The sequence below is a fragment of the Pseudomonas sp. FG35 genome (genome assembly GCF_057809295.1).
The window spans coordinates 295,863-316,941 of the sequence record NZ_JBMDJR010000001.1 but is presented as its reverse complement, the minus strand read 5'-3'; the positions used below and the strand labels follow the sequence as shown (position 1 = coordinate 316,941).

The window sequence follows — 21,079 nt, the reverse complement described above, 5'->3', positions numbered from 1 at the left end:
GTTGGCCACAACAATTCCACAACTTGCCTGTAAAAAACCTGAGTACACATCATGCACAGAATAATTGGCGCAATGTTGATGACTCTGCCGGCTGTTTGCGCGCAAGCGGCAACTCCGCCGGACGACGTGCGCGCATCCGAGCTCGCAAACGCAGACAGCTACATCCAGAAAGTGGAGCGCTGTAAGAGTTACATCGCGAGCGCGCAATGGATCTACCGGAACTACGAGTGGGCACTTTCCATCAAGCCGACCGACTGCGCCAGACAAACGCCACCGGAAGGCACGGCCTATTTATGGGATGAACTCACCCGTGATTATTCCAACAGCCGTTACTGGACAAACACTCATGGCCTGCGCCACCAGTTGATCTGTCATCTGATGGTTGCCCGGAACAAACCTGAGTGGTACCTGGAGCCCTGGCGCCCTGACGTTGGACCTTCAAAAACAGTGGCAGAAGGCTGTAACCACGAAACGCCGTTACTTGAAGACGCGCCCTGAGCGCAGGCAACGGGGCCATGAACAGTAAGGGCGCAATGAATACAAAAAACATCTTCCTTGGGATTTTGTTTGCAACGCTTCTGGGTTGTACTCAAGTCGACACCAATCCACCGTTGCCGGTCGTGAGCAACAACCCTCACGCCGAAATGAGCGGACCTAAGGTGATCGAGTTGTTGAACACGCTCTACAACCGTAAATTTCCGAACTGCGATCAAAACAACAATCGACCTGCTTTTCTTTGTTCCGGGATCATCTTTCGAGTCACTGACAAGAACCCCGGCGACACGCACCATGTCTGGAACCCAAGCCCGACCTCAGTGAAAAACGGCGGTGTTTCGTTTTCCTATCTCAGGGCCGACTCAAAATTCGGCCGCCTGGCATGGGGAAAAGGCAACGGCTTCATGCTGTACCCCATCTTTGGCGCTCCCATCGACAAGATCGACCTTGATGTACTGTGCTCCTTCCCGATTGATGGCTGGACCTGGAACCGCACGACACCCTGCGGTGCTCATGCCTCGTTTCCCGCAACAAGCCAGCGCTGCCAGAGTGCCGGGGTTTCCACCGCCGAACAATGGAAAAACGTATGGGACACCTCACCCGACAGTCATCACATTCGACAATGCGGATTTGACGTTTCCGAAGCCACCGGCAAACCGGCGGGAGTGCCCTTCTATCAATCTGTACGAGCAAGGGGAATGCTGAGCCAGATGCCCGCGCATTTCTCCGAGCAGAATGAAATCGTGATCAAGACCTGGCCACAGAACCTGCAAAACACACTCCCGCTCATGGCGTTCTTTTTCGTGGCCGGCGGCACCAATACTGGTCTTGCCGAAGCACAGGGCAATCAAAAGGATTTTTACGACTCCACAAACCCGAAGATCTGGGTGCCAGTGATCCGCCTGTTTCCGCCGGCCACACCTGCCACCGAGGCAACGTTCCAGTACGTCGATGCGGACCAACTGGTCAAGCCGTAACCCGACGCAGCCGCGCCATGCTCAGGGTGTCGACCCATTGCCCGTCACGCACGGCGTAATCCCGGAACAGGCCTTCAGTCTCGAAGCCGAACTTGCGGTAAAGACCGATGGCCGCCTCGTTATCGGCATACACCGAAAGCTCGACCCGGTGCAGGTTCATCCAGTTGTCGGCGACGTCCAGCGCCGCCGACAACAGCTTCGAACCCACACCCTTGCCCTGCCACGCCACCGCAACAGCCATGCCGACACTGCCGGCGTGGCTACGGCGAATTCGCGAAAAAGCCTCCAGCCCGAGATGCCCGATCACCGCACCTTGATGCAGCGCCACCAGTTTCACCATCCGTTCGTTTTCGGGCATCAGCCGCTGGCGCCAGATCTCGGCAGACTGAAACGGCATCTGCAGCACCTGCCGGGTCACGGCCGGGTCGTTGTAAAGCGCGGTGACGCTTTCGACGTGGGACTCGCTGAAGCGTTCGAGGTGAATGGCGGGGTTGTGCTCAGGCATGAAAGATCCCTCCTGGATCAGTGCGTGGCCGGTCACTGTAAACCGCTTCTTCACGGATTCGCCATGACTGTTTAAAGCCGTTGACCGAAACGTCCGGCAAGCCACAACGGCTTGCGCCATTGCCTACGCATCCGCCAGAATCCGCCGGCTTGTGCGCCTTGAGGGCGGGCTCTATCGTTTCCGGGTCGCTGATGAATCAGCGATCGGGTTTAGCAGCTCGGCAATTCTCAAGGCACGCTGGTTTCGCCATTTCTGTTTTATGGCGGCTTGCGTGGGGCACTTCGGTGCGCCGGGATCCTTGAGCCTGGTCTGCTAACCCGCGTACAGCCGCCACCCCATTCGTTTAGCAGCGGTGGATGACGGCTCCATTTCTCAAGGAGCTTCACCATGATCAAACCAACACCCAACCCACCCGAAACCGACACCACCTCGCCCTACGAATCCCTCGATTCAAAGACCTTCCACGAAGCCGCCGAACGCGCCCTCGATCACTACTTCAATCCTCTACTCCCCAGAAAACCCCTGCTCAAACCCAACACCCGCTACCTCATCGCTCCCGGCATCGACAGCGAAGAACTGCTGGCCGACGCCTGCGAAACCCTGACTTCGGCCAAAACCATGGCCACCGACTTCGCCGGGCTGGTGGACGGCTCGCATCGGCATGTGCTGCTGGGCATTGCGCAACTGATCATGCTGGGTGAACTGGCGGTAAATCGGGCGCTGGATAATCTGGAGTTGAAGGCCGAGGCTCCGCTATAGCCTGATCGCCTGATCGTTCCCACGTCGAGGCGTCGAACCGTCCGCGTGGGAATGCAGCCCGGGACGCTCCGCGTCCCTCCCGGAGCTGGAACGCGGAGCGTCCCTTGAGGCATTCCCACGCGGACGCTTTCGACGTGGGAACGATCTAAGAAAAATTACTCGAACCACTCCTGCCGCTCATTGAAAGTGCGTTGAATCAACTCAACCAACGTCCGCACCTCGCCAGCCTCCTGCGATTCACTGTTCACCGCCAACCAGGCCTGCAACCGCATCGCCTCGTCAAACAACCCCGGCAACGCCACCAACCCGCGATCAAACCGGCTCATGTACATCGGCAGCAAACCAATACACGCGCTGCACCGGATCATCTCCAGCATCAGTTCATAAGACTGCATCTGCACTACCCCGGCCAACCGCTGTGCGACCAGTTCATTCCACGGTCGAAAGCTGTCGATCTGCCGGTCATGCTGCCATTGCACCAGCATGAAATCGGCGAGGTCGTCGGGGCTTTCCGGGCGTGCAGTCACGCGGGAGTAACGCTTGGCAATGTGTGGCTGGTATTCCAGTTGCGCGAGGCGTTGCGGTTCGCTGGTGGCGAAGGTCGGGCCGGGGTGCGGGGTATCGCCGTGGGCGAGCCACAGCACGATGTCGGCGCTGACGGCGCGCAGGGCCAGTTCGCTGTCGAGGGCGATGATCTCGAGGCGCACGCTGGCGTTGCGGCGCAACAGTGCGATGAGGTCGCGTCCGAGGATGTCATGCAGGATCGATTCGGCGACGGCCAGCCTTATCAGGGGTTGCTCGATCACCGGGAGTTTGCGCTCGTGAGCCAGGGCGATCAGTTGCGCCTGCAATTGCTGGCCTTCACGGGTCAGGCTCAAGGCGCTGCCCTGAAAGCTGAACAGCGCACATTGCAGTTGCTGTTCGAGTTGCGCCAGTTGTTTGCGCAGCAGGGTCGAGCGCACGTTGAGGCTGCGGGCGGCTTGCATGAAGCAGCCGCAACGGGCGCTGACCAGAAAATATTGCGCGACGTCGCCGTCGAGGGTCGCCGCTTGCGCCAGCCAGGATTCTTCCTTGTCCCGGGGCCAGCGGAAATCGGCGCTGCTCGGTCGTGCTGCGGGTTCGGTGAATGACATCGATGACTCCCTGTCGATCTTTGTTTTGGTGTGCCGCGCTTAGGGTTTGGTCTCCAGCACCTTATTGAGCTCGGCCCCGTCGATACTCAGCGTTGCGGTGTTGAGCATGCCGTCCAGATAGGCCTGGGCGATCTGTTCCTGACGCTGTGCCCGCAAGGCCTGGGTCAGTTGGTCACGCAATTCGTCGAGGGTCGCGGTGCGGGCCGGTTGTTGCTCAGTGAGTTTGATCACGTGGAAGCCGCCGCTGCTTTGAACGGGATCGGAAACCGCGCCAACCTTGAGCCGCGCCACGACACCACGCACTTCCGGCACCAGTTGCTGCAACGGTTGCAGGCCGGTGTCGCCGCCGCGCTCAGCGGTTAGCCGATCCTGGGAAAACTCCTTGGCCAGGCCTGCAAAGTCTGCCGAGGTTGCCTGGGCTTTCTTGCTCAACTCCGTCGCCTGCTTGCGCACCGCCTCAAGATTCTGTGGTTCGTTGACCCCGAGGAAAATCTGGCTGACCCGATACAGCGCCGGCGTCTGCCAATTGGCCTTGCCCGCGTCATACGCCTGCTGCAACTCGGCAGCGCTCGGGTAATCCGCCGGCACTTTACTCACCGACTGCAAATAGTCGCGAAACACGATCTGTTCGGTAGCGGCACGGGTTTGCCGAACCACGTCCGGACGCTGCGCCCAACCCTGGGCGTCGGCCTGCTCCAACACGGCTTTTTCAGCCAGGCGTGAACGAATCCAGCGCTCCAGCGCCTCACGATTACCGCGCAGTTGCTCGCGGGTTTGCGGTGGAACAGCCGCCAGCAACGCCTGCAACTCCTCCGGTGAAACCTGCTGATTGCCCAACCGCGCCACCGCAGGCCCACTGTTCGCCGCAATCACCGGCGCCGGTTGCTGGGCGGCGACCGGGTCATTGCCCGGCCGCACCACCAGCGCCACGGCCACCACCAGCAGCGCCACCGCAGCGGCGCTGATTACCATGGCAGGTTTTGTCACAGCGCGACTTCCTCTTGCTCAACCTTTGGAGCCTGGGCGGCGGCAGCGTTCTGGGTGAAATCACGCAGGTACACGATGAACTCCTGAAGCAGGCGATCCCACAGCTCCAGGTTGCCGCGCAGGTAATCGCTGCTCACGCCAGCGGCCACCACCACGTCCATTTCCATCACCAGAAATTCGCCCTGCAACGACAACCGGGCAAACCGGCGGGTTGCGTTCCACTGCTCGGCCACACCGGCCGGCAACTCGCCCTGCACGCGCAAGGCGCAGCTGAAGGTGAAGTCGACGTAGCTGCCCTGCTCCGCCACCGCCGGGTTGCCGAAACGCACGGCATAACCGATGCCCTGGCTGGCGCTGAGCAACTGGACAATGCCGTTCTGTTCGGTCTGGTTGACGCGGTAACCGGCGGCTTGCAGAACGTCGGTCAGGGATTGCGGGGATACGTGGGAGATCAATTGAGTCATTACTTCTTCCTTGTCCATGAGTCTTTTAATCAGTGCGCGATCGCAGCTTGCGGCGCATCGAATTGAGTCTTGTACAGTTCGTCGCCAAAGCCCTGAGCCAGTTCATCAAACTTGACCCGGGCGCTGCCGGCGAAGGGCTGGCGGATTTTCATCACCTCGGCCACATCGATGTTTTCGTAGGCGGTGAGAATCTGCTTGGCCACGCCGTACATCTGCTGATTCTTGACCGAACATTGCTGCACTTGTGTGTCACGTTCAGTCAATTGCGCTTGAAGCTTAGACCGTTCTGCCTCTTTGGCACGGGCCATGACCAACAACTCGTCATAGGCTTTCTTGAATTTGCCGGTCTGCTCGTTGCTGGCCGCGACTTGCGCCTGGGCCTGGCTGTGCAGGGCTTGCTGCTGCCCGGCCAGTTGCTCGGCGAGGCCTTTGGCCTTGGCCAGTTCGGCGGTCAATTGCTTGATTTGTGCCTGCGCAGCCTTGGCTTCGTTCTGCGCCGCCAGTTGCGCGGCGCTGGCCTGGGCCTGCTGGCTTTGCAGGGTTTGCAGTTGCTGGGTGGTGCTGCGCAACTGGGTGCGCAGGCGTTCCTCCATGCCTTCGGCGCTCGCCCCGGTGGCGATCAACATGCCGAGCCCAAGCCATAAACAGCGGATTTTCATAACCCTCTCCCGGCGCCTTAGAAGCGCGTGTTGATCTCAAGCTGCATGACGTCGATGTCGAACGGCGCGCCATACACCGCCTCCGAACTCAGCCAGCGGCCGGTGGCGTAGACGTTCTTCGCAAGACCGTAATTGCCCCCCAGAAAGTAACCCTTGGCGTTGGTGCCGCCGAGGTGGAACGACGAATCGTTGAAGCCGTCCGGCAAGGCATCCGGCTGGATGTACTTGTAGCCGGCGAACAGGTTCCAGTCGCCCTGCTTCTTCAGCTCCAGCGCGTTGCCGAGGGTGAACTGGACCATCCACGCATTGGCGCCGCTTTCGATGTTGCCGTTGCTGTCGAGGTTGTTGACCAGTTGTCCGGCCGAACGCTTGCGCATGTCGCCTTCGTCGTAACCGAGGTTGTGGATGTAGTTGCCCTGGCTGCGCAGTTTGAAGTCTTCCGGCAGGTCGGCGTCCCACACCACGTTGAGGTCCAACAGGTTGAATTCGGACGCCAGGCCAACGAATTGCGGTTGCGGCGTGGTGGTCGGGTTGAGCGGGTTCGGCGTGATGTCACGCAGCAGGAACACGCTGTTGCCCTTCTGCATGAATGCTGCGCGGGTGCCGTCGCTGTCGCAGCCCGGCGCGCCGGCCCACGGTTCGCAGGGGCTGGAACGCTGACCTTCGATGTCGTCGAAACGGTAATAGGCCAGCGCGCCTTTCAAGCGGTTGTTGCTGTTGATCGCCCATTTGGCGCCGATCTGCGCGCCGTACAGCCATTTGTTGTCGCTTTCTTCCTTGTCGAAGCCGTTGCTGGTGGTGGTGTCGTTGGTGTAGTCCACCGGGAACGCGCCGACAGTGCCGAACACGCCCCAGTCGCGGCTGAGCTTGTGGTCGAAAATCGCCGCCACGCCGTCGAAGTTCAGGTCGTTGGAATACAGCATGTCGGTGGACATGAACGGGTTGGCGAAGCGGCCACCGGTCAGCGTCAGCTCCTCCGACGGCTTCCAGGTCAGGTAACCCTGATCGAGCCAGATGTCCTTTTTCGAGAAACCGCCGCCGAGGTTCTGGGTGGTCGACACCGGGTTGTTGTCCGAGCCGGTGCCGATGCGGATGCCGGCGGTCCATTGCGGCGAAATCTCCGCTTTCATGCCCAGGCGGGCGCGCAGGCGGAACAGGTTTTCGCGGTCTTCGCGGGTGTTGAGCAACGGCGGCAACGCGGTGCTGCTGTTGGGGTTCACGTCGTACGGGCCGTTGTTGTTGAGTTTGGCGAAGTCGACGATTTCGTTGCTGTTGCTGCCCGAGTAGTAGCGTGATTCGTCACGCAGACGGATGTCGCCGTCGAAGCTGATGCGCGACGCCCAGTCCGGGAAGGTGTTGGGCGCGGCCCAGTTTTCCTGCTTGGCGGTGGCCATGACTTCAGCCTTGACCTGATCGCGGATCTGGTCGCGCACCGCGGCCGGCACGTATTGCACCCGCACATCGCCCGGTGCGGTGACCGGCCCGGCCGTCACGGCAGTGGACGCCGCAGCCTGCTTGGCCTGGGCCGCTTCGTTCTGGGCCTGGGCGATCAGCGCGTCGGCCTTGTCCTGTTTCAGAATGCCCTGCTCGACCAGCAAGCGGATCAGATTGATCGTGGCGTTCTCCGAGGGCGCAGGCGCTGCCGCGGCCTGACCGACCAGGGTCGCGATGACCATGCCGACCGCCAGGGACAATCGATTCACGTTGGAAATCATCTGCACACAACTCCTTTTCATACAGCTTTATGAATTCGGTTAACCCGGACGCCGCCCTTGCAGGGACATGCGCACAGGCAAGGTGATGGAGGCCGGTGGCCGCTCGCTTAAAGCAGGCGCATTGCGCAGCGCGGCGAGCACTTGCGTATCGATTTCGGGGTTGCCGCTGGACTTGATCAGCTCGACCCGGGTGATCTCGCCGACGCTGCTCAGCCACACATCGGCCTGCAGCGAAAACGCGAGGTTGCGCAGATCGGGGTTCTCGCGCAGCAGCTTCTGGAAAGTGAACGCGAGGAACTGGCTGTAGGTGCCGTTGCCCAGTCGCCCACCGCCGGATCCGGCCATGCCGCCGCCCTTGCCCGCGCCGATGTTGAACGCGTCGCTGCCGCTCTGGGCGTCGCCGTCGATTTGCATCGGGTTGGCCAGATCGTCCGCCGGCGATGGCGGCGCCTCTTCCTCGGGTTTCACTTCCTGCGGCTCGGGCGTCGGCTCGGGCTCGACGATTTTTTCTTCCACCGGGGTTTCCGGCTCCGGCGGTTTCTCCGGCGGCGGAGGTGGCGGTGGCGGCAACGGAATGATCGTCGGCACCTTCGGCGCTTCCCGGCGGATGCCGCTCATGTCGTTGGCCCACTGCCACAACAGGAATGCCGCGACGGCACCCAGCAGCAGCCCGGCGCCCCACTTCACGTAACGCAGTGGCGACTTCTTCACCGGCAAAGGCTCGATTGGCAGTTGTGCAGTCATCACTCAGCCCTGCGTCGGTTTGCCGGTAACGAGACCGACCTGGGACAGTTCGAGCCGGCGCAGCAGGTCCAGCACTTCGATGACCTTCTGGTACTGCACCGTGGCGTCGCCGCGCACGATCACCGGGAAGTCCGGGTTCTGCGCCTTCTCGATCCGCAGGCGTTCTTCCAGCTCCGGCAGGGTCACCGGATAGGCGTCGAGGAACACCTGGCCGCCGTCGTTGACCGAAATCGCCTTGGTCTTGGCTTCGGACAACGACACCGCGGCGCTGGCCTTGGGCAGGTTGATCTGGATCCCGGAGACCTGCGCGGTGGCAGTGAGGATGAACATCACCAGCACCACCATCAGCACGTCCACCAGAGGCGTGATGTTGATGCTGTCCACTGCGGCATCTTCGTCATCGTCGTGGGAGGCATTTACGGACGCCATGTCAGTGCTCCTCAGGCCGGTACGGAGTGGTTGGCGTGATGGCCGCGCTGATGCGCCGCTTCACTGGACTGGCCTTCGCCGTGCATCTCCGCCAGACGGGTGATGAACTCGTCGACGAACACGCGCATGTCGGCGCTGACTTCCTTGTTGCGGGTGATCAGGCGGTTGTAGCCAAACAGCGCCGGAATCGCGACGAACAGGCCCATGGCCGTGGCCAGCAGGGCTGCCGCCATACCCGGCGCGATGGCGTTGATGTTGACGTCGCCGGCCATGGCCGTGCCGAGGAACACCACCATGATCCCCAGCACCGTGCCGAGCAGGCCGATGTACGGGCCGCCGGCGATGGCGTTGGACAGGGTCGAAAGTTTCGAGCTGAGTTGCTGATTTTCCCGGGTGCGCACGCCGTCCATCGAGCAGCGGATCGCTTCGATGGTTGCGGCGGAAACCGACGAGGTATCGGCGCCCTGCTCGCGGCGGGTGCGGATTTCTTTCACGGCCACCAGATACAGGCGCCACAGCGACGAGTGCTGCAATCGCTGGGCGAGTTGGGTGTCGTCGGCGAACATTTCCAGGCGAGTACCGACCTTGGCGAACTGCACGCGGAAGTCTTCGTTGGCGGCGGTGACACGGCTGAGGGTGCGGTTCTTGCGCAGCATGATGATCCACGACTGGAACATCATCAGCACCAGCACCGCGATGATCACCCAAGCGTCCACCGGCACCGCGTTGAGCAGGAAGCCGAGGCTGCCGAACCCGAAGCCGGACTGTTCTTCATCAACGCCATAGGCGACCAGTTTCGACTCGGCGCCCTGGGAGGTGGCGTCGGCCAGCAGCAGCGGCGCCGGGCGGGCGACTTTCGACAGGCGAAGTTCATCGATGGCGCCTACGAATGGCTGGAAAGGACCTTCATGAAGATCGGCGCCGATGGCCATGACCGAATTGAACGCCGGCATTGCCTGAGCCAGTGCCGCACTTTCGCGACCGTTGATATACAGCGTCACTTTTACGCCTTCGGCGGTCAGTGCGACGTGCTGCCATTGGCCCGGATTCAGCGGCTGCGTGGCAACGGCGCGCTGGCCATCGATTTCCACAAATGGCACGCCTTGATTCACCCCGACCAGCAAGCTGTTGGCGCCTTCGCGGCGGGCCAGGATCAGTTGCTCGCCATTGGCCTGATCCAGCCGCAGCCAGGCACTGAAGGTGAACGCGCTGCCGGCGTTGTGCTGCAACGACGGACTGGCCGGCAACAGCAACGGCTGGCCGCTGAACTGCAAGGCCCGCCCTACTACGCCGTCAATCGCGGCGCCGGTCGCGCTCTGCGCGGTGTTGCCGTAGGCGGTGGTGTCTTTCGCCGGAGTGCCGGTGGCGCCGTCGAAGTGATAGAGCGCGGTGTAATTCGGATCGAACGTCAGTTGGCCGTTGCCGGTGGCCGGGGCTTTCTGATTGCCGTAATACATCCAGATGTCCTGACGCTGACCGCCCTCGACATTCGGCACATCGACCCAGATCAGCGCAATGCCCATCAGCGCGTCGAAGCTTTCGATCTGGTGGTTGAGCACGGTCTTGTCATCGGCGGCGACGAAGCGCAGGTCCGAGCCGTCCTCTTTCACGCCGTCGAAGGTGAAATTGCCGGTGTGCAGGCGCACCAGCAGCGCGGTGCGGCCCAGGGCCTGATTGATCGCGGCGCCTTGCGGCGTGGTGTCGACGGCGATCTGTTTGCGGTAATGCCAGTCGTCCTGCCACCAGGCTTGAGCCGTGGCCGGGAGCACGAAGCCCAGGCAGATCAACAACGAAAGGAATAGGCGCTGCATGAAAAGTGCTCCTGTTAGAAAGTGGCCTGAAGGTTGAAGTGCAGGCGCGATTCCTGTTTCGAGGTGTTCGGCCCTTCGAGTAGCGGGTAGCCCCAGTCGAGGCTGCCGGACAGCCATTTGCTCAGGCTGGCGCGGGTGCCGAGGCCGACGCTGGCCAGGGCGTAATTGGCGTCCTGGTCCGGCAGTTCGTCGCGCAGATAGAGTTGCGCACCTTCGGCGAAGGCGTAGAAGCGCCAGTCCTGCATCCAGGTGCCGGCGTACTTGGCCAGTGACGGTGTGCGCAGTTCTTCGCTCAGCAGGAAGCCGTCATCGGCGGTGCGTTCGGCGGCCAGATAACCGCGCACCGAAGTCGCGCCGCCGGCGGAGAATTGCTCGTTGGAAACCAGCGGTCCCGATGCCAGCTGGAACGCGGCTTTGCTTGCGCTCTGCCAGTCGCTGTCGAAGGTCCAGGTGAAGTTGGTATCGCCCTTGAGCACGGCGAAACTCGGGTTGGCGCGGTAGCGTTTGTAGTCGAAGTCTTCGTCGGAACTGCCGTAGCCGAAGATGCTGCGAGTGGCCGCGACCAGGCTCAGGCCGAGGCCGAGCTGGCTCTTTTCGCTGTAGCGATAGCCGTTGTAGGCGAAGGTGAACGGCGCGTACTTGAGCGGCACCTTGTCGCTCTCACCGGACAGGGTCAGGCGTTCGTCGAAGTCCTTGAAATCGATGCCCACCGACAGCGAGTTCGACCAGTTGCCGCTGGACGGGATCGTGTAGATCGCCGCTACGCCGTAGGAGTGGCCCTTGCCGAGCACGTTGCTGCCGCCGATGGTGGCGACGTTGCTGTCGGACTGGTAACCGGAGAACTGCACACTCCAGCGCTCGGTCAGCGGCGCGGTGTAGGAGCCCGACCAGACCTTGGCGTTGTCGGTTTCCTGGGGTGCGGTGAAGAACGTCAGGTTGACGCTGTGCCCCAACTGCCAAAGGTTGTTGTAGCCGAGACTGGTGACGGTGCGCAGTTTTTCGGTGTCGGCGCTGTAGTCGTTGTTCAGCCCGACGCTGGCGGTCCACGGGTTCTGGTCTTCGACCTGCAGGTCCACGTCCATGGTGCCGGGGCGCTGACCTTCACGCACCAGCGGCATCACTTGGCGGCCCGGGGTCTTGTTGAGTTGGGCCAGTTCGCCCTGGACCTTGGCGAAGTCCGGCACCTCGCCTTCTTTGAGAGCTGGGACGTTGTCGCGAATATCCAGCGGCGAATAGTGTTTGGCGCCAACCACACGCACCCGGCCGACCTTGGTTTCGCTGACTTGCAGGTAGACGATGCCGTCGGCCACCGCCTGCTCCGGCAGTTCGACGAACACCGATTGATAACCGCGCTCCTGATAGGCCTTTTGCAGGGCATCCCGCGCGCCTTCGATATCGCTCAAGGCTTTTTGCGGGCCGAGGAACGGGTACACCGCTTCTTCGATCGCCCGCGCATCGAGCACGGTGTTGCCGCGCACGAAGTATTCGTTGACGTCCACCAGACGCTGCGCCGCTGCGTTCCCGGCCTCATCGGCGAACGCCGGCTGCGCGCCGGCCGTCACCAGCAGCCAGCCCCACAGCGCCAGCCGTGACGTGAAAATCTGCTCCACACTACCCCCTGAATTTCTCGATGACCTGTTGGCGCTCATGCGCCTTGCGTGTGCGTCAGTTACTGGCGTTCTTGATTGCTGAAGTGCAGGCCCCGGTGTGCTTGCCCAGCCAGGTGTGCAGCAGCGCGAAGTTCAAGGAGAACTCGGGCATTTGCAGCAGCGCGCCGCAGAACACTTCACCGATGATTTTCTGGATGAGCTGCACCGCACGCGGCTCGTTGAGCAGCGTGGCGATGTCGCGACTGAGGACGTTGAAGCTCCAGACTTTCTGGTTCAGGCCCAGACCGACGAACCAGCGAAACAGCAGGTTGTAATTGAGCTGTTCGTAGAGCTGCTGCTCGCTGGGCACCGAATACAGCAGTTGCAGCAGCAGGATGTGCATGACCGTCTGCGGGGCGATCAGCATGCCGGGTTGGGCATTGAGGTCGTGCAAGAGATCGCGGTGGGCGTCGAGCAAGTCATCGATCTGCGGGCGCAGCAGCACCAGCGAATGACCCGGCGGAATGTAGCTGGAGACCTCTTTCAAGGCGCCCTGCCAGTCATCCTGCGAGACGATCCAGACCCACGGCGCGCCGTAGCGATACACCGAAACCGGCTTCTTGCGCGCGGCTTCGACGATCTTCGACAGGCGTTGATCGAGTTCCTGCATGCCCACTTTCGAGTAGCGTTCCATAGTCCCCATTGCCTCACTCCCGGCGTCCCGCCTCGGCTTGTGAAAAGCGCCCCTCAGGGCCCCTCAAGCGCGTTACATAGGCATGACCGGACTGGCGATGTGCTACCGAACTTTTGTCATAAAAGCTTCATTACAGAAATTGATCGGGGAATTGCGGGCATAAAAAAACCTGTGGGAGCCGGCTGGCTCCCACAGGGTTTCATCGCGATTCAGCGTTAGGAATAAACCGGCCAAGTATCGACGATCTTGCCGCCACGCACCGCCAGCAAGTCGCCGAATTGCAACAGGACGGCTTCAGCCTGGGTTGGTCTAAGGAACACCTGATCCTCCACAGTCAGCCCCACGGCATTCGAACCGTTGACCATCTCCTGGTTCGAACTGCGCCCGTAAACGCCATTGCTCTGAAGCCCCGGCGGCGATTCGAATTCGGCCATCCAGTTGCCACCGTAGATGAAGAAGGTCTGGCGCTGGTTGGTGTCCCACCACGAAAACAGTTTCGACTTGTCATCCAGCGCCGGGATGTTCACCGCACCCGTGCTTTTCAACACCGGCGTGGCGATGTACGCGGCCGGTTCATGTTCGACCAGCGACGGCAGATCGTAATGAGTCGGCTTGAGCATCGCCGTCCCCACCGACACCTCACTGCTCAGGCGTTCGTTTTCATGCATGCGATAACTCGGGCTGCCGGCCGTATTCAGGCACAAGCCGTCATGCCACAGCGCCGGATATTGCTGCCGGGTGAAATCGACGCAGCGCTGATAAATCACCATCACCCTGGCGAACAGTTCCTCGGGCGAACCGAGAATGCCCGGCACGCCCATGCCCACGAACGGGTCGTAGCCCATGAACCCGGCAAACTCCAGGTGCTGTGGGTTGGCGGCGATCAGCGCGAGCATCTGCCCGAGCACGTTCACGTCACTGACGCCGCCCCGGTGCAGGCCGACGTCCAGTTCGATGTTGATCCGCATCCGCGTGCCCAAGCCCTGGGCAAGTGCGAGGTATTGCTGCAAGCGTTCGGGGTTGTCGATCAGCCACTGCAGTTGTTTCGTCGGGTCGAAGGGGCCTTTGTGAGTCTGGTAGAAAATCTCGGCCGAGCGCACCGGCAGCGGTTTGCCGAGCAGAATGTCGGACTGCGGAAACGTCACCGCATCGTGATTGAGAAACGGCTGATGAAACGACATCAGTCGCTGCGTCCCCGCCCTTTGGCCGATATAGCTGAGCAGGCCCGGTGACGGCAGGGATTTCTCCACCAGCCGCAACTGCTTGCCCGCGCGTTTGACCGAGCGCATCACCACGTCGATGTTGTGGTCGAGGCGATCCAGGTCGATCAGCAACACCGGACGCATCGGGCCTTTGGTCTTGAGTTCGTTGTTCAGCGCCCGAAAATAGTCACTGTAAGGCCCGCCGCGATCCCCCGGCCTTAACAACGCACCCACGCCCACCAGCAAAGCGCCAACACCCAAAGTTCCGAGCACGAAATTACGTCGATTGACCGCCATCAGCTCACCCCCAGAATCGACGACAGATGCCCGTTGAGAAACTTGCCGCTCGGGTCCAGCGCCTGGCGTACCTGAATGAATTCCTGCCAGCGCGGATAGAGCGTTTGCAACGTACGGGCATTGAGCGTGTGCAATTTGCCCCAGTGCGGGCGGCCGCTGTACTTCCAGAAGATCGGCTCGACGGCGGCGAAGAAGTTGTGATGGTCCATCTGGTAATGCTGGTGGACCGAAATTGAGCAGCTGTCGCGGCCTTCGAACATGCTCAGCGGAATGTCGTCGGCCTTGACGTAGCGGTACTCGATGGGAAACCAGGTGCGCAGGTCCTTGTCGCGAATCAGTTTGAGAATCTCCCGCAGGCAGGCCGGGCCATGCTCGGCGGGCACCGAATATTCCATTTCGTTGAAACGCACGGTGCGCACGTTGGCGTAGATGTCGAACGAGTCGCCGACCCGGTCGTCGAAACTCGCCAGATGCCGCAGGCTGTTGAGCAGCGAACTGCGCAGGTTCGGGAAATCGCTGCCGTACTTGTCGATCTTCTCGATCAGGGTCACGAACTCGTTGCCGCCCTCCTCTTCGGGCGGAATCGGCAGCGTGGGCGGGTCGGTGGTTTCGTTGAGGGCAATCGACAAGGCGTAGTCGGAATGGGTGACGACGAGCATCTCCCAGTGCTGGTTTTCGCGGGTGTTCTTGTCCAGGTCTTCCAGCAGTTCTTCGGTTTTTGCGATCCACTGGCGCTCCCGCAGGCGATAGGCCGGACGGTTTTGCAGGCGGATTTTGGTGGCTACGCCCAACGCGCCGAGGGATACCCGGGCGGCGTTGAATACTTCGGGATGTCGCTGGCTGTCGCAGTCCAGCACTTCGCCGCTGGCGGTCACCAGTTGCATCCCGCAGACGTGGGCGGAATAGGACTGGAAGGTTTTGCCGGTGCCGTGGGTCGAGGTGGAAATGGCCCCGGCGAGGGTCTGGTAATCGATATCGGCCATGTTCTGCAGGGCCTGGCCGATGTCCTTGAGCGGCGTGCCCATGCGCGACATAGGCGTGCCGGCAGCGAATTCGGCTTGCAGGGTTTTCGGGTCGTGGTCGAGCAGGCCGGTGAAGTAGCTCAGCGACAGCAACGTGCCGTCGGTGGGCACCAGCGCGCTGAAGGAATGCGCCGAACCGACCGGGCGAATCTTGCCCGGTGCCTGCTGAATCACTGCGGTCAGTTCATCCAGATTTTTCGGTGCCACTCGCGCCGCCGGCAGGCAACTCTGCCCGCCCGACCAGTTGCGCCAGGGAATCAGCCGAGGTGCGCGCATCAACTGGCCCAGCGCCGGATTGCAGGCCAGCGCGCTGAACGCGCCGACGATGCTTGCCCGTTGCAATAACTGCCGGCGTGTCAGATCTATCGGCATGCCAGGATCCTTATTGTGGGAGCGGCTGATCGGCCATGAAGCCGATCAACTGAAGGAATTGTTCTTCCGAGCACTCGACGCACTGGCCCATCGGCGGCATGCCGTTGTAGCCGTTGATGGCGTGGTCGAGCAGCGTGTCGGCACCCTGCTGGATGCGCGGTTCCCAGGCCTTGCGGTCACCGGTCAGCGGCGCATTGGCGGCGGGGTTGGCGTGGCAGAGCTGGCAGCTGTTGGCGTAGATCTGCGCCAGCGCCGGGTCGGAGGGCATGGCACCAGGGGCGATGCCGGATGAGGTCGGGGGTTTGGCGTCTTCGCCGCAACCGGCCAGTGCAACGGCCAGCAACAGCAGCCAGGTGAAACGGGATGCCCGCATAAAAATCCTCGCGTGAGGTGCCGCTTATTGTTGTGATCCCACCTTAAGGCAGCAACGGCGGCGGGTTGAGGGCATTGCGGGACAGTGAGGGGGGCATCCGGGGCCAGTCGGGTTCCCTGAAGAATCGGGTATTCCTGAAAACCTGTGGGAGCTGCGGTGTCATCCCCTCTGCCCTGCGCCTTTGGGTGACATTCGCGTGACATTTGCGGGTTTAAATTTCGGCGCATTCAGGCGTATAACCGTTACAGACTTTTTCAATGACGCGGGGTAGCGACATGACCACAGCAAACATCCTTGGCAACCTGTTCCCTTCTGTCAGCGACATCCCGGAAAAATACCGCCTCGACGGTCAGGTCGAGCAACGCGAATACCTGGTCGATGGCCAGTTGCGCCGCTGGGACGGCCCGCTCGCCACCGTACGCAGCCCGGTCTACCTGCACGGCGATAACGGCGACGAACAAGTGATCCTCGGCAGCACACCGCTGCTGGACGCCGACACCGCCCTCACCGCCCTCGACGCCGCCGTACGTGCCTACGACCGGGGCCAGGGCCTGTGGCCAACCCTGCGCGTGGCCGAACGCATCCAGCACGTCGAAGCCTTCCTCGGGCGCATGCGCCAGCAACGCGACGCCGTGGTGAAACTGCTGATGTGGGAGATCGGCAAGAACCTCAAGGACTCGGAAAAAGAGTTCGACCGCACCTGCGACTACATCGTCGACACCATCAATGCGCTGAAAGAACTCGACCGCCGCTCCAGCCGTTTCGAGCTGGAACAGGACACCCTCGGCCAGATCCGCCGCGTACCGCTCGGCGTGGCGCTGTGCATGGGGCCTTACAACTATCCGCTGAACGAAACCTTCACCACGCTGATTCCGGCGCTGATCATGGGTAACACCGTGGTATTCAAACCGGCCAAACTCGGCGTACTGCTGATCCGTCCGTTGCTTGAAGCCTTCCGCGACAGCTTCCCCACCGGCGTGATCAACGTCATCTACGGCAGCGGCCGCGAGACCGTCAGTGCGCTGATGGCCAGCGGCAAGATCGACATCTTCGCCTTCATCGGCACCAACAAGGCCGCCAGCGACCTGAAGAAACTGCACCCGAAACCACACCGCTTGCGCGCAGCATTGGGCCTGGATGCGAAGAACCCCGGCATCGTCCTGCCAGAAGTCGACCTCGACAACGCAGTCAGCGAAGCGGTCACCGGTTCGCTGTCGTTCAACGGCCAGCGCTGCACCGCGTTGAAGATTCTGTTCGTGCATGAAGATGTGGTGGACAGCTTCATCGAGAAATTCAACGCCAAACTGGCCAGCCTCAAACCGGGCATGCCGTGGGACAGCGGGGTTTCGCTGACGCCGCTGCCAGAGTCAGGCAAGGTCGACTATCTGCATGGGCTGGTGGCCGACGCGCAGAGCAAAGGCGCCCAGGTGGTCAATCCGAATGGTGGCGAGTCGCGGGAATCGTTCTTCTACCCGGCGGTGCTGTACCCGGTGACGCCGCAGATGCGCGTTTATCAGGAAGAGCAGTTCGGGCCGGTGGTGCCGATTGTGCCGTACCGTCACCTCGATACCGTGATCGACTACGTGCTGGAATCGGACTTCGGCCAGCAACTGAGCATCTTCGGCACCAACCCGGTGGCCGTCGGCCGACTGGTCGACACCTTCGCCAACCAGGTCGGGCGGATCAACCTCAACGCCCAGTGCCAGCGCGGGCCGGACACCTACCCGTTCAACGGTCGCAAGAACTCCGCCGAAGGCACGCTGTCGGTACACGATGCACTGCGGGTGTTTTCGATCCGCACCCTGGTGGCGACCAAGTTCCAGGAATCCAACAAGGATCTGATCAGCGAAATCATTCGCGGACGGGATTCGAACTTCATCGCCACCGACTACATCTTCTGAGGAGGAATCAGCGCTGAGCACTTTCAGCCCCCACCGCTGGCCGCCGCTGTTGCGGCGGATCCTGCGGCCGTTGCTCGACCCGTATCGACGTTATCGCCATGCTCGAACGATTCACGCGGTGCGGGTCGCGTTGGGGTTGCTGGCAACAATCCTGCTGACCACCGGCATCAATCTGCCCCACGGCGAATGGGCATCGGTGACCATGCTGGTGGTGATCGGCGGTTTGCAGCATCACGGCAACATCGGCAAGAAAGCCGCCGAGCGCGCCACCGGCACCTTGATCGGTGCCGGCGTCGGTTTGTTGATCGTGGCGCAACAGGCGTGGCTGGGCACGCCGTGGCTGACCTATTTTGCGATGGCAGTGGTCTGCGGATTTTTCTCGTATCACGCCATCGGCAAGGGCGGCTACACCGCCCTGCTCTCGGCCATTACCGTGTTCATTGTCGCCGGGCATGGCGACAACCCGATCACCGACGGGCTGTGGCGCGGGGTCGATATCCTGATCGGTATCGCCTTGGCCCTGGCCTTTTCCTTCGCCCTGCCGCTGTACGCGGTGTACTCGTGGCGCTACAACCTGGCCGACGCGCTGCGTGACTGCGCCACGGTGTACGGGCGGATCATCGGCGGCCAGCCGGTGACGGCCGACGAGCACTTGAAGTTGATGAGCCGGCTGAACGCGGTGATGGTGCAACTGCGCTCGCTGATGCCGTCGGTGTCCAAGGAAGTCAAAGTCTCGATGACTGAGCTGGACGCCATCCAGCGCAACCTGCGCATGTGCATCAGCACCCTGGAAATCCTCGGCAACATCCGCCCTGACGCCAACGACCCCGACGCCATGACGCACCTGCAAGCGGCGCTCAAGACTGAGCACCGGCATATTCGCGTGCAATTGATCGGCATGGCCCGGGCGTTGAAAACCGGTGCGTCCGGTCGATTGGGACGCCCGGTGGAATCGCCGGACGCCGGCCTCGACACGCCGGTCTACAACGCGCTGGATGGCTACCGTTTATTGACCCGGCAACTGGCGGCCAACATCGGCGAGATGCGCCAGCGCCTGGCGAAGACTGCGCCGCGCTGGAACATCTGAGGCTTACTGCGCGGCCAGGCGCCGCGCCTTCAATCCCCAACCCTGTTGCATGCCCGCAGCGGCCAATAGAATCGCCGCCACGCCAATCCATTGCAGGGTTTGCAGTTGATGACCGAAGGCAAACCAGTCAACGAAAATCGCCGCGATCGGGTAGATGAATGACAGCGCGCCGGTCAATGCGGTCGGCAGCTTCTGGATCGCGCCGTAGAGCAACACGTACATCAGACCGGTGTGGACGATGCCCAGTGTCACTAGACTGGCCCAGGCACTCGGTGCCTCGGGCATCGCTGAAAAATGGGCGAATGGCGCGAGCAACAGCACGCCGGTGCAGACCTGGATCAGCGCAATCAGGTGCGGCGGCGTGCCGGTCAGGCGCTTGATGATCAACGCGGCGATGGCGTACAGAAACGCCGCCCCCAGCGCCAGCGCGATCCCCATCAGGTAATCATTGCCACCCTCGCCCTGCCCGCCGTGGGCACTGACGATGGCCAGCATTCCCATGAAAGAAATCGCCAGCCAGAACATCTTCTGCAGGGTGATCCTCTCGCCGAGAAACAGCGCCGCCAAACCCACCAGCATGAACGGCTGCACGTTGTAGACCGCCGTGCCGATGGCAATCGAGGCCCTTGAATAGGAGGCGAACAGCAGCACCCAGTTGCCGACGATTGCCACCCCGCTGAGCACCGCCAGCAGGAATGTGGTGCGGGTCAGAATGCCTGGGCGCAGAAAGCCGAACGCAGCGCAGATCAGCAACAAGGTGCCGGCGCCGAACAGGCAGCGCCAGAACACCACGTCCAGCACCGGTTGCCCCGACACCAGCACGAACCAGCCGATCGTCCCGGATATCAGCATGGCGGCGGTCATTTCGAATGAGCCGCGACGGATTGTTTTGTCCATCATCTATCTCCTTAATGTGTGGCAAAAGTATGCCAAGCGAGATCGGGGCCTCTCCAGCGGAAAAAGCAGGCTAAACTCGGTTTCTGCCTTTTTTATCAAGGGTAGTTTGTGCCATTCGCCTAATGCGGGAGTTTCTTGTATGACCGACGATATCGACCAGATCCTGATCGGGGCCCTGATGGAGGATTCGCGGCGCTCGCTCAAGGCCCTGGCGCAAATCAGCGGGTTGTCATCGCCGAGCGTGGCCGAGCGCCTGCGGCGGCTGGAGGAACGCGGTGTGCTCAAGGGTTACACCGTTGAAATTGACCCGAAATGCTTCGGTTATCAGTTGCAGGCGATTGTCCGGGTGCGGCCATTACCGGGGCAATTGCAGGAAGTCGAGCGGCAGATCATGTCGATTCCCGAGTTCACCGAGTGCGACAAGGTTACCGGCGAGGACTGTTTTATCGCTCGCCTGCATGTGCGTTCGATGGAGCAACTTGACACCTTGCTCGACCGGCTGAATACGCTGGCGGAAACCAATACCGCGATCGTCAAGAAGACCCCGGTGAAACGTCGATTGCCGCCGATGGCCTGAGCGGCGTAGATTGAGATTTTTCCGGCGAAGGATTGGCGGCATGAAAATTCAGGCAACGATGCTGGCTGTGTTGATGCTGGCCGGGTGCGGGACGGTTCAGACCGTGGCGTTCAGCGATAAGTTTTCCACCGACCAGTTGAAGGCTAAAAAATCCTACTGCGGCGCTGTACCGCGCATCTACAGTGGCGTGACGTACGACTTCTGCATGCTGCACGCCGAAAAGCCGGATGACGTCGATGCGTTCAACTACAAGAACGCGACACCGGGTCTGCTGGTCGATGCGGCCGTGTCGGGAGTGCTCGATACGTTGCTGCTGCCCTACACGATCTACAAGCAACAGGCTGATGGCAGCATCGAGATCAATTGATCGTCTGCTCTCTTTATCGCAGG

At 61.5% G+C, this 21,079-nt stretch carries 22 protein-coding genes; 7 read left to right on the top strand and 15 right to left on the bottom strand.

Annotated features, from left to right (window positions below):
* Positions 1-72: 72 nt before the first annotated feature.
* Positions 73-498 carry a DUF2599 domain-containing protein gene (locus tag ACODTD_RS01465; protein WP_489104351.1) on the top strand — a complete coding sequence of 142 codons (426 nt, stop codon included), beginning with the start codon at positions 73-75 and terminating at the stop codon, positions 496-498.
* A 17-nt stretch (positions 499-515) separates the two neighbouring features.
* Positions 516-1,472 (top strand): halovibrin HvnC, encoded by a 957-nt coding sequence (locus ACODTD_RS01460; RefSeq protein WP_236676532.1) that lies wholly within the window; start codon positions 516-518, stop codon positions 1,470-1,472.
* On the opposite strand, the gene ACODTD_RS01455 is transcribed toward ACODTD_RS01460, so the two are convergent.
* The gene (locus ACODTD_RS01455) at positions 1,462-1,977 is read right to left on the bottom strand and encodes a GNAT family N-acetyltransferase (RefSeq protein WP_011333925.1); all 516 of its coding nucleotides are present in this window, start codon (positions 1,975-1,977) and stop codon (positions 1,462-1,464) included. The two genes, ACODTD_RS01460 and ACODTD_RS01455, sit on opposite strands and share 11 nt — an antisense overlap.
* 387 nt (positions 1,978-2,364) lie before the next feature.
* Here ACODTD_RS01455 and ACODTD_RS01450 point away from each other — a divergent pair, with 387 nt between their 5' ends.
* Positions 2,365-2,736 carry a DUF6124 family protein gene (locus ACODTD_RS01450; protein ID WP_039772362.1) on the top strand — a complete coding sequence of 124 codons (372 nt, stop codon included), beginning with the start codon at positions 2,365-2,367 and terminating at the stop codon, positions 2,734-2,736.
* Between the two features lie 155 nt (positions 2,737-2,891).
* Here the strand turns inward: ACODTD_RS01450 and ACODTD_RS01445 are convergent, their stop codons facing one another.
* The 13 genes from ACODTD_RS01445 to ACODTD_RS01385 all read right to left on the bottom strand — a co-directional run bounded on the left by ACODTD_RS01445 (position 2,892) and on the right by ACODTD_RS01385 (position 16,227).
* On the bottom strand, positions 2,892-3,869 hold the full coding sequence (locus ACODTD_RS01445) for a LysR family transcriptional regulator (protein WP_011333924.1): 978 nt from the start codon (positions 3,867-3,869) through the stop codon (positions 2,892-2,894).
* A gap of 39 nt (positions 3,870-3,908) precedes the next feature.
* Complete coding sequence (locus tag ACODTD_RS01440) at positions 3,909-4,856, bottom strand: peptidylprolyl isomerase (protein ID WP_221614748.1); 948 nt, start codon at positions 4,854-4,856, stop codon at positions 3,909-3,911.
* On the bottom strand, positions 4,853-5,320 hold the full coding sequence (locus ACODTD_RS01435; protein ID WP_007955105.1) for a YbjN domain-containing protein: 468 nt from the start codon (positions 5,318-5,320) through the stop codon (positions 4,853-4,855). The genes ACODTD_RS01440 and ACODTD_RS01435 overlap by 4 nt, the downstream gene beginning before the upstream one ends.
* A gap of 29 nt (positions 5,321-5,349) precedes the next feature.
* Positions 5,350-5,979: a hypothetical protein gene (locus ACODTD_RS01430; protein WP_011333921.1), complete on the bottom strand. Its 630-nt coding sequence runs from the start codon at positions 5,977-5,979 to the stop codon at positions 5,350-5,352.
* Between the two features lie 17 nt (positions 5,980-5,996).
* A complete protein-coding gene (locus ACODTD_RS01425; protein ID WP_285355523.1) occupies positions 5,997-7,694 on the bottom strand; it encodes a putative porin in 1,698 nt (565 codons plus the stop codon).
* Between the two features lie 39 nt (positions 7,695-7,733).
* Positions 7,734-8,438: an energy transducer TonB family protein gene (locus tag ACODTD_RS01420; protein WP_011333919.1), complete on the bottom strand. Its 705-nt coding sequence runs from the start codon at positions 8,436-8,438 to the stop codon at positions 7,734-7,736.
* Positions 8,439-8,441: 3 nt separating this feature from the next.
* The gene (locus ACODTD_RS01415; RefSeq protein ID WP_007955109.1) at positions 8,442-8,867 is read right to left on the bottom strand and encodes an ExbD/TolR family protein; all 426 of its coding nucleotides are present in this window, start codon (positions 8,865-8,867) and stop codon (positions 8,442-8,444) included.
* An 11-nt stretch (positions 8,868-8,878) separates the two neighbouring features.
* Entirely contained in the window at positions 8,879-10,678 is a 1,800-nt protein-coding gene (locus tag ACODTD_RS01410) for a DUF2341 domain-containing protein (protein ID WP_489104350.1), read from the bottom strand.
* Between the two features lie 14 nt (positions 10,679-10,692).
* Positions 10,693-12,288, bottom strand: coding sequence for a ShlB/FhaC/HecB family hemolysin secretion/activation protein (locus tag ACODTD_RS01405; protein ID WP_285355504.1), 1,596 nt, complete (start codon positions 12,286-12,288; stop codon positions 10,693-10,695).
* Between the two features lie 55 nt (positions 12,289-12,343).
* The gene (locus tag ACODTD_RS01400) at positions 12,344-12,970 is read right to left on the bottom strand and encodes a transposase (protein ID WP_074690888.1); all 627 of its coding nucleotides are present in this window, start codon (positions 12,968-12,970) and stop codon (positions 12,344-12,346) included.
* Between the two features lie 206 nt (positions 12,971-13,176).
* Complete coding sequence (locus ACODTD_RS01395) at positions 13,177-14,460, bottom strand: DSD1 family PLP-dependent enzyme (RefSeq protein WP_489104349.1); 1,284 nt, start codon at positions 14,458-14,460, stop codon at positions 13,177-13,179.
* Positions 14,460-15,788, bottom strand: coding sequence for a D-arabinono-1,4-lactone oxidase (locus tag ACODTD_RS01390; protein WP_489104521.1), 1,329 nt, complete (start codon positions 15,786-15,788; stop codon positions 14,460-14,462). The genes ACODTD_RS01395 and ACODTD_RS01390 overlap by 1 nt, the downstream gene beginning before the upstream one ends.
* Before the next feature lie 76 nt (positions 15,789-15,864).
* Entirely contained in the window at positions 15,865-16,227 is a 363-nt protein-coding gene (locus ACODTD_RS01385; protein WP_197868252.1) for a c-type cytochrome, read from the bottom strand.
* Between the two features lie 275 nt (positions 16,228-16,502).
* Here ACODTD_RS01385 and ACODTD_RS01380 point away from each other — a divergent pair, with 275 nt between their 5' ends.
* Positions 16,503-18,128 carry an NADP-dependent glyceraldehyde-3-phosphate dehydrogenase gene (locus ACODTD_RS01380; protein ID WP_489104348.1) on the top strand — a complete coding sequence of 542 codons (1,626 nt, stop codon included), beginning with the start codon at positions 16,503-16,505 and terminating at the stop codon, positions 18,126-18,128.
* A gap of 46 nt (positions 18,129-18,174) precedes the next feature.
* Complete coding sequence (locus ACODTD_RS01375) at positions 18,175-19,215, top strand: FUSC family protein (protein WP_489104520.1); 1,041 nt, start codon at positions 18,175-18,177, stop codon at positions 19,213-19,215.
* Positions 19,216-19,218: 3 nt separating this feature from the next.
* Here ACODTD_RS01375 and ACODTD_RS01370 read toward each other — a convergent pair whose 3' ends face one another.
* Entirely contained in the window at positions 19,219-20,112 is an 894-nt protein-coding gene (locus tag ACODTD_RS01370; protein ID WP_064381846.1) for a DMT family transporter, read from the bottom strand.
* A 139-nt stretch (positions 20,113-20,251) separates the two neighbouring features.
* Here ACODTD_RS01370 and ACODTD_RS01365 point away from each other — a divergent pair, with 139 nt between their 5' ends.
* Both ACODTD_RS01365 and ACODTD_RS01360 read left to right on the top strand, forming a co-directional pair.
* Positions 20,252-20,689 (top strand): Lrp/AsnC family transcriptional regulator, encoded by a 438-nt coding sequence (locus ACODTD_RS01365; RefSeq protein WP_007955121.1) that lies wholly within the window; start codon positions 20,252-20,254, stop codon positions 20,687-20,689.
* Positions 20,690-20,729: 40 nt separating this feature from the next.
* A complete protein-coding gene (locus tag ACODTD_RS01360; RefSeq protein WP_221614754.1) occupies positions 20,730-21,056 on the top strand; it encodes a YceK/YidQ family lipoprotein in 327 nt (108 codons plus the stop codon).
* Positions 21,057-21,079: the final 23 nt, after the last annotated feature.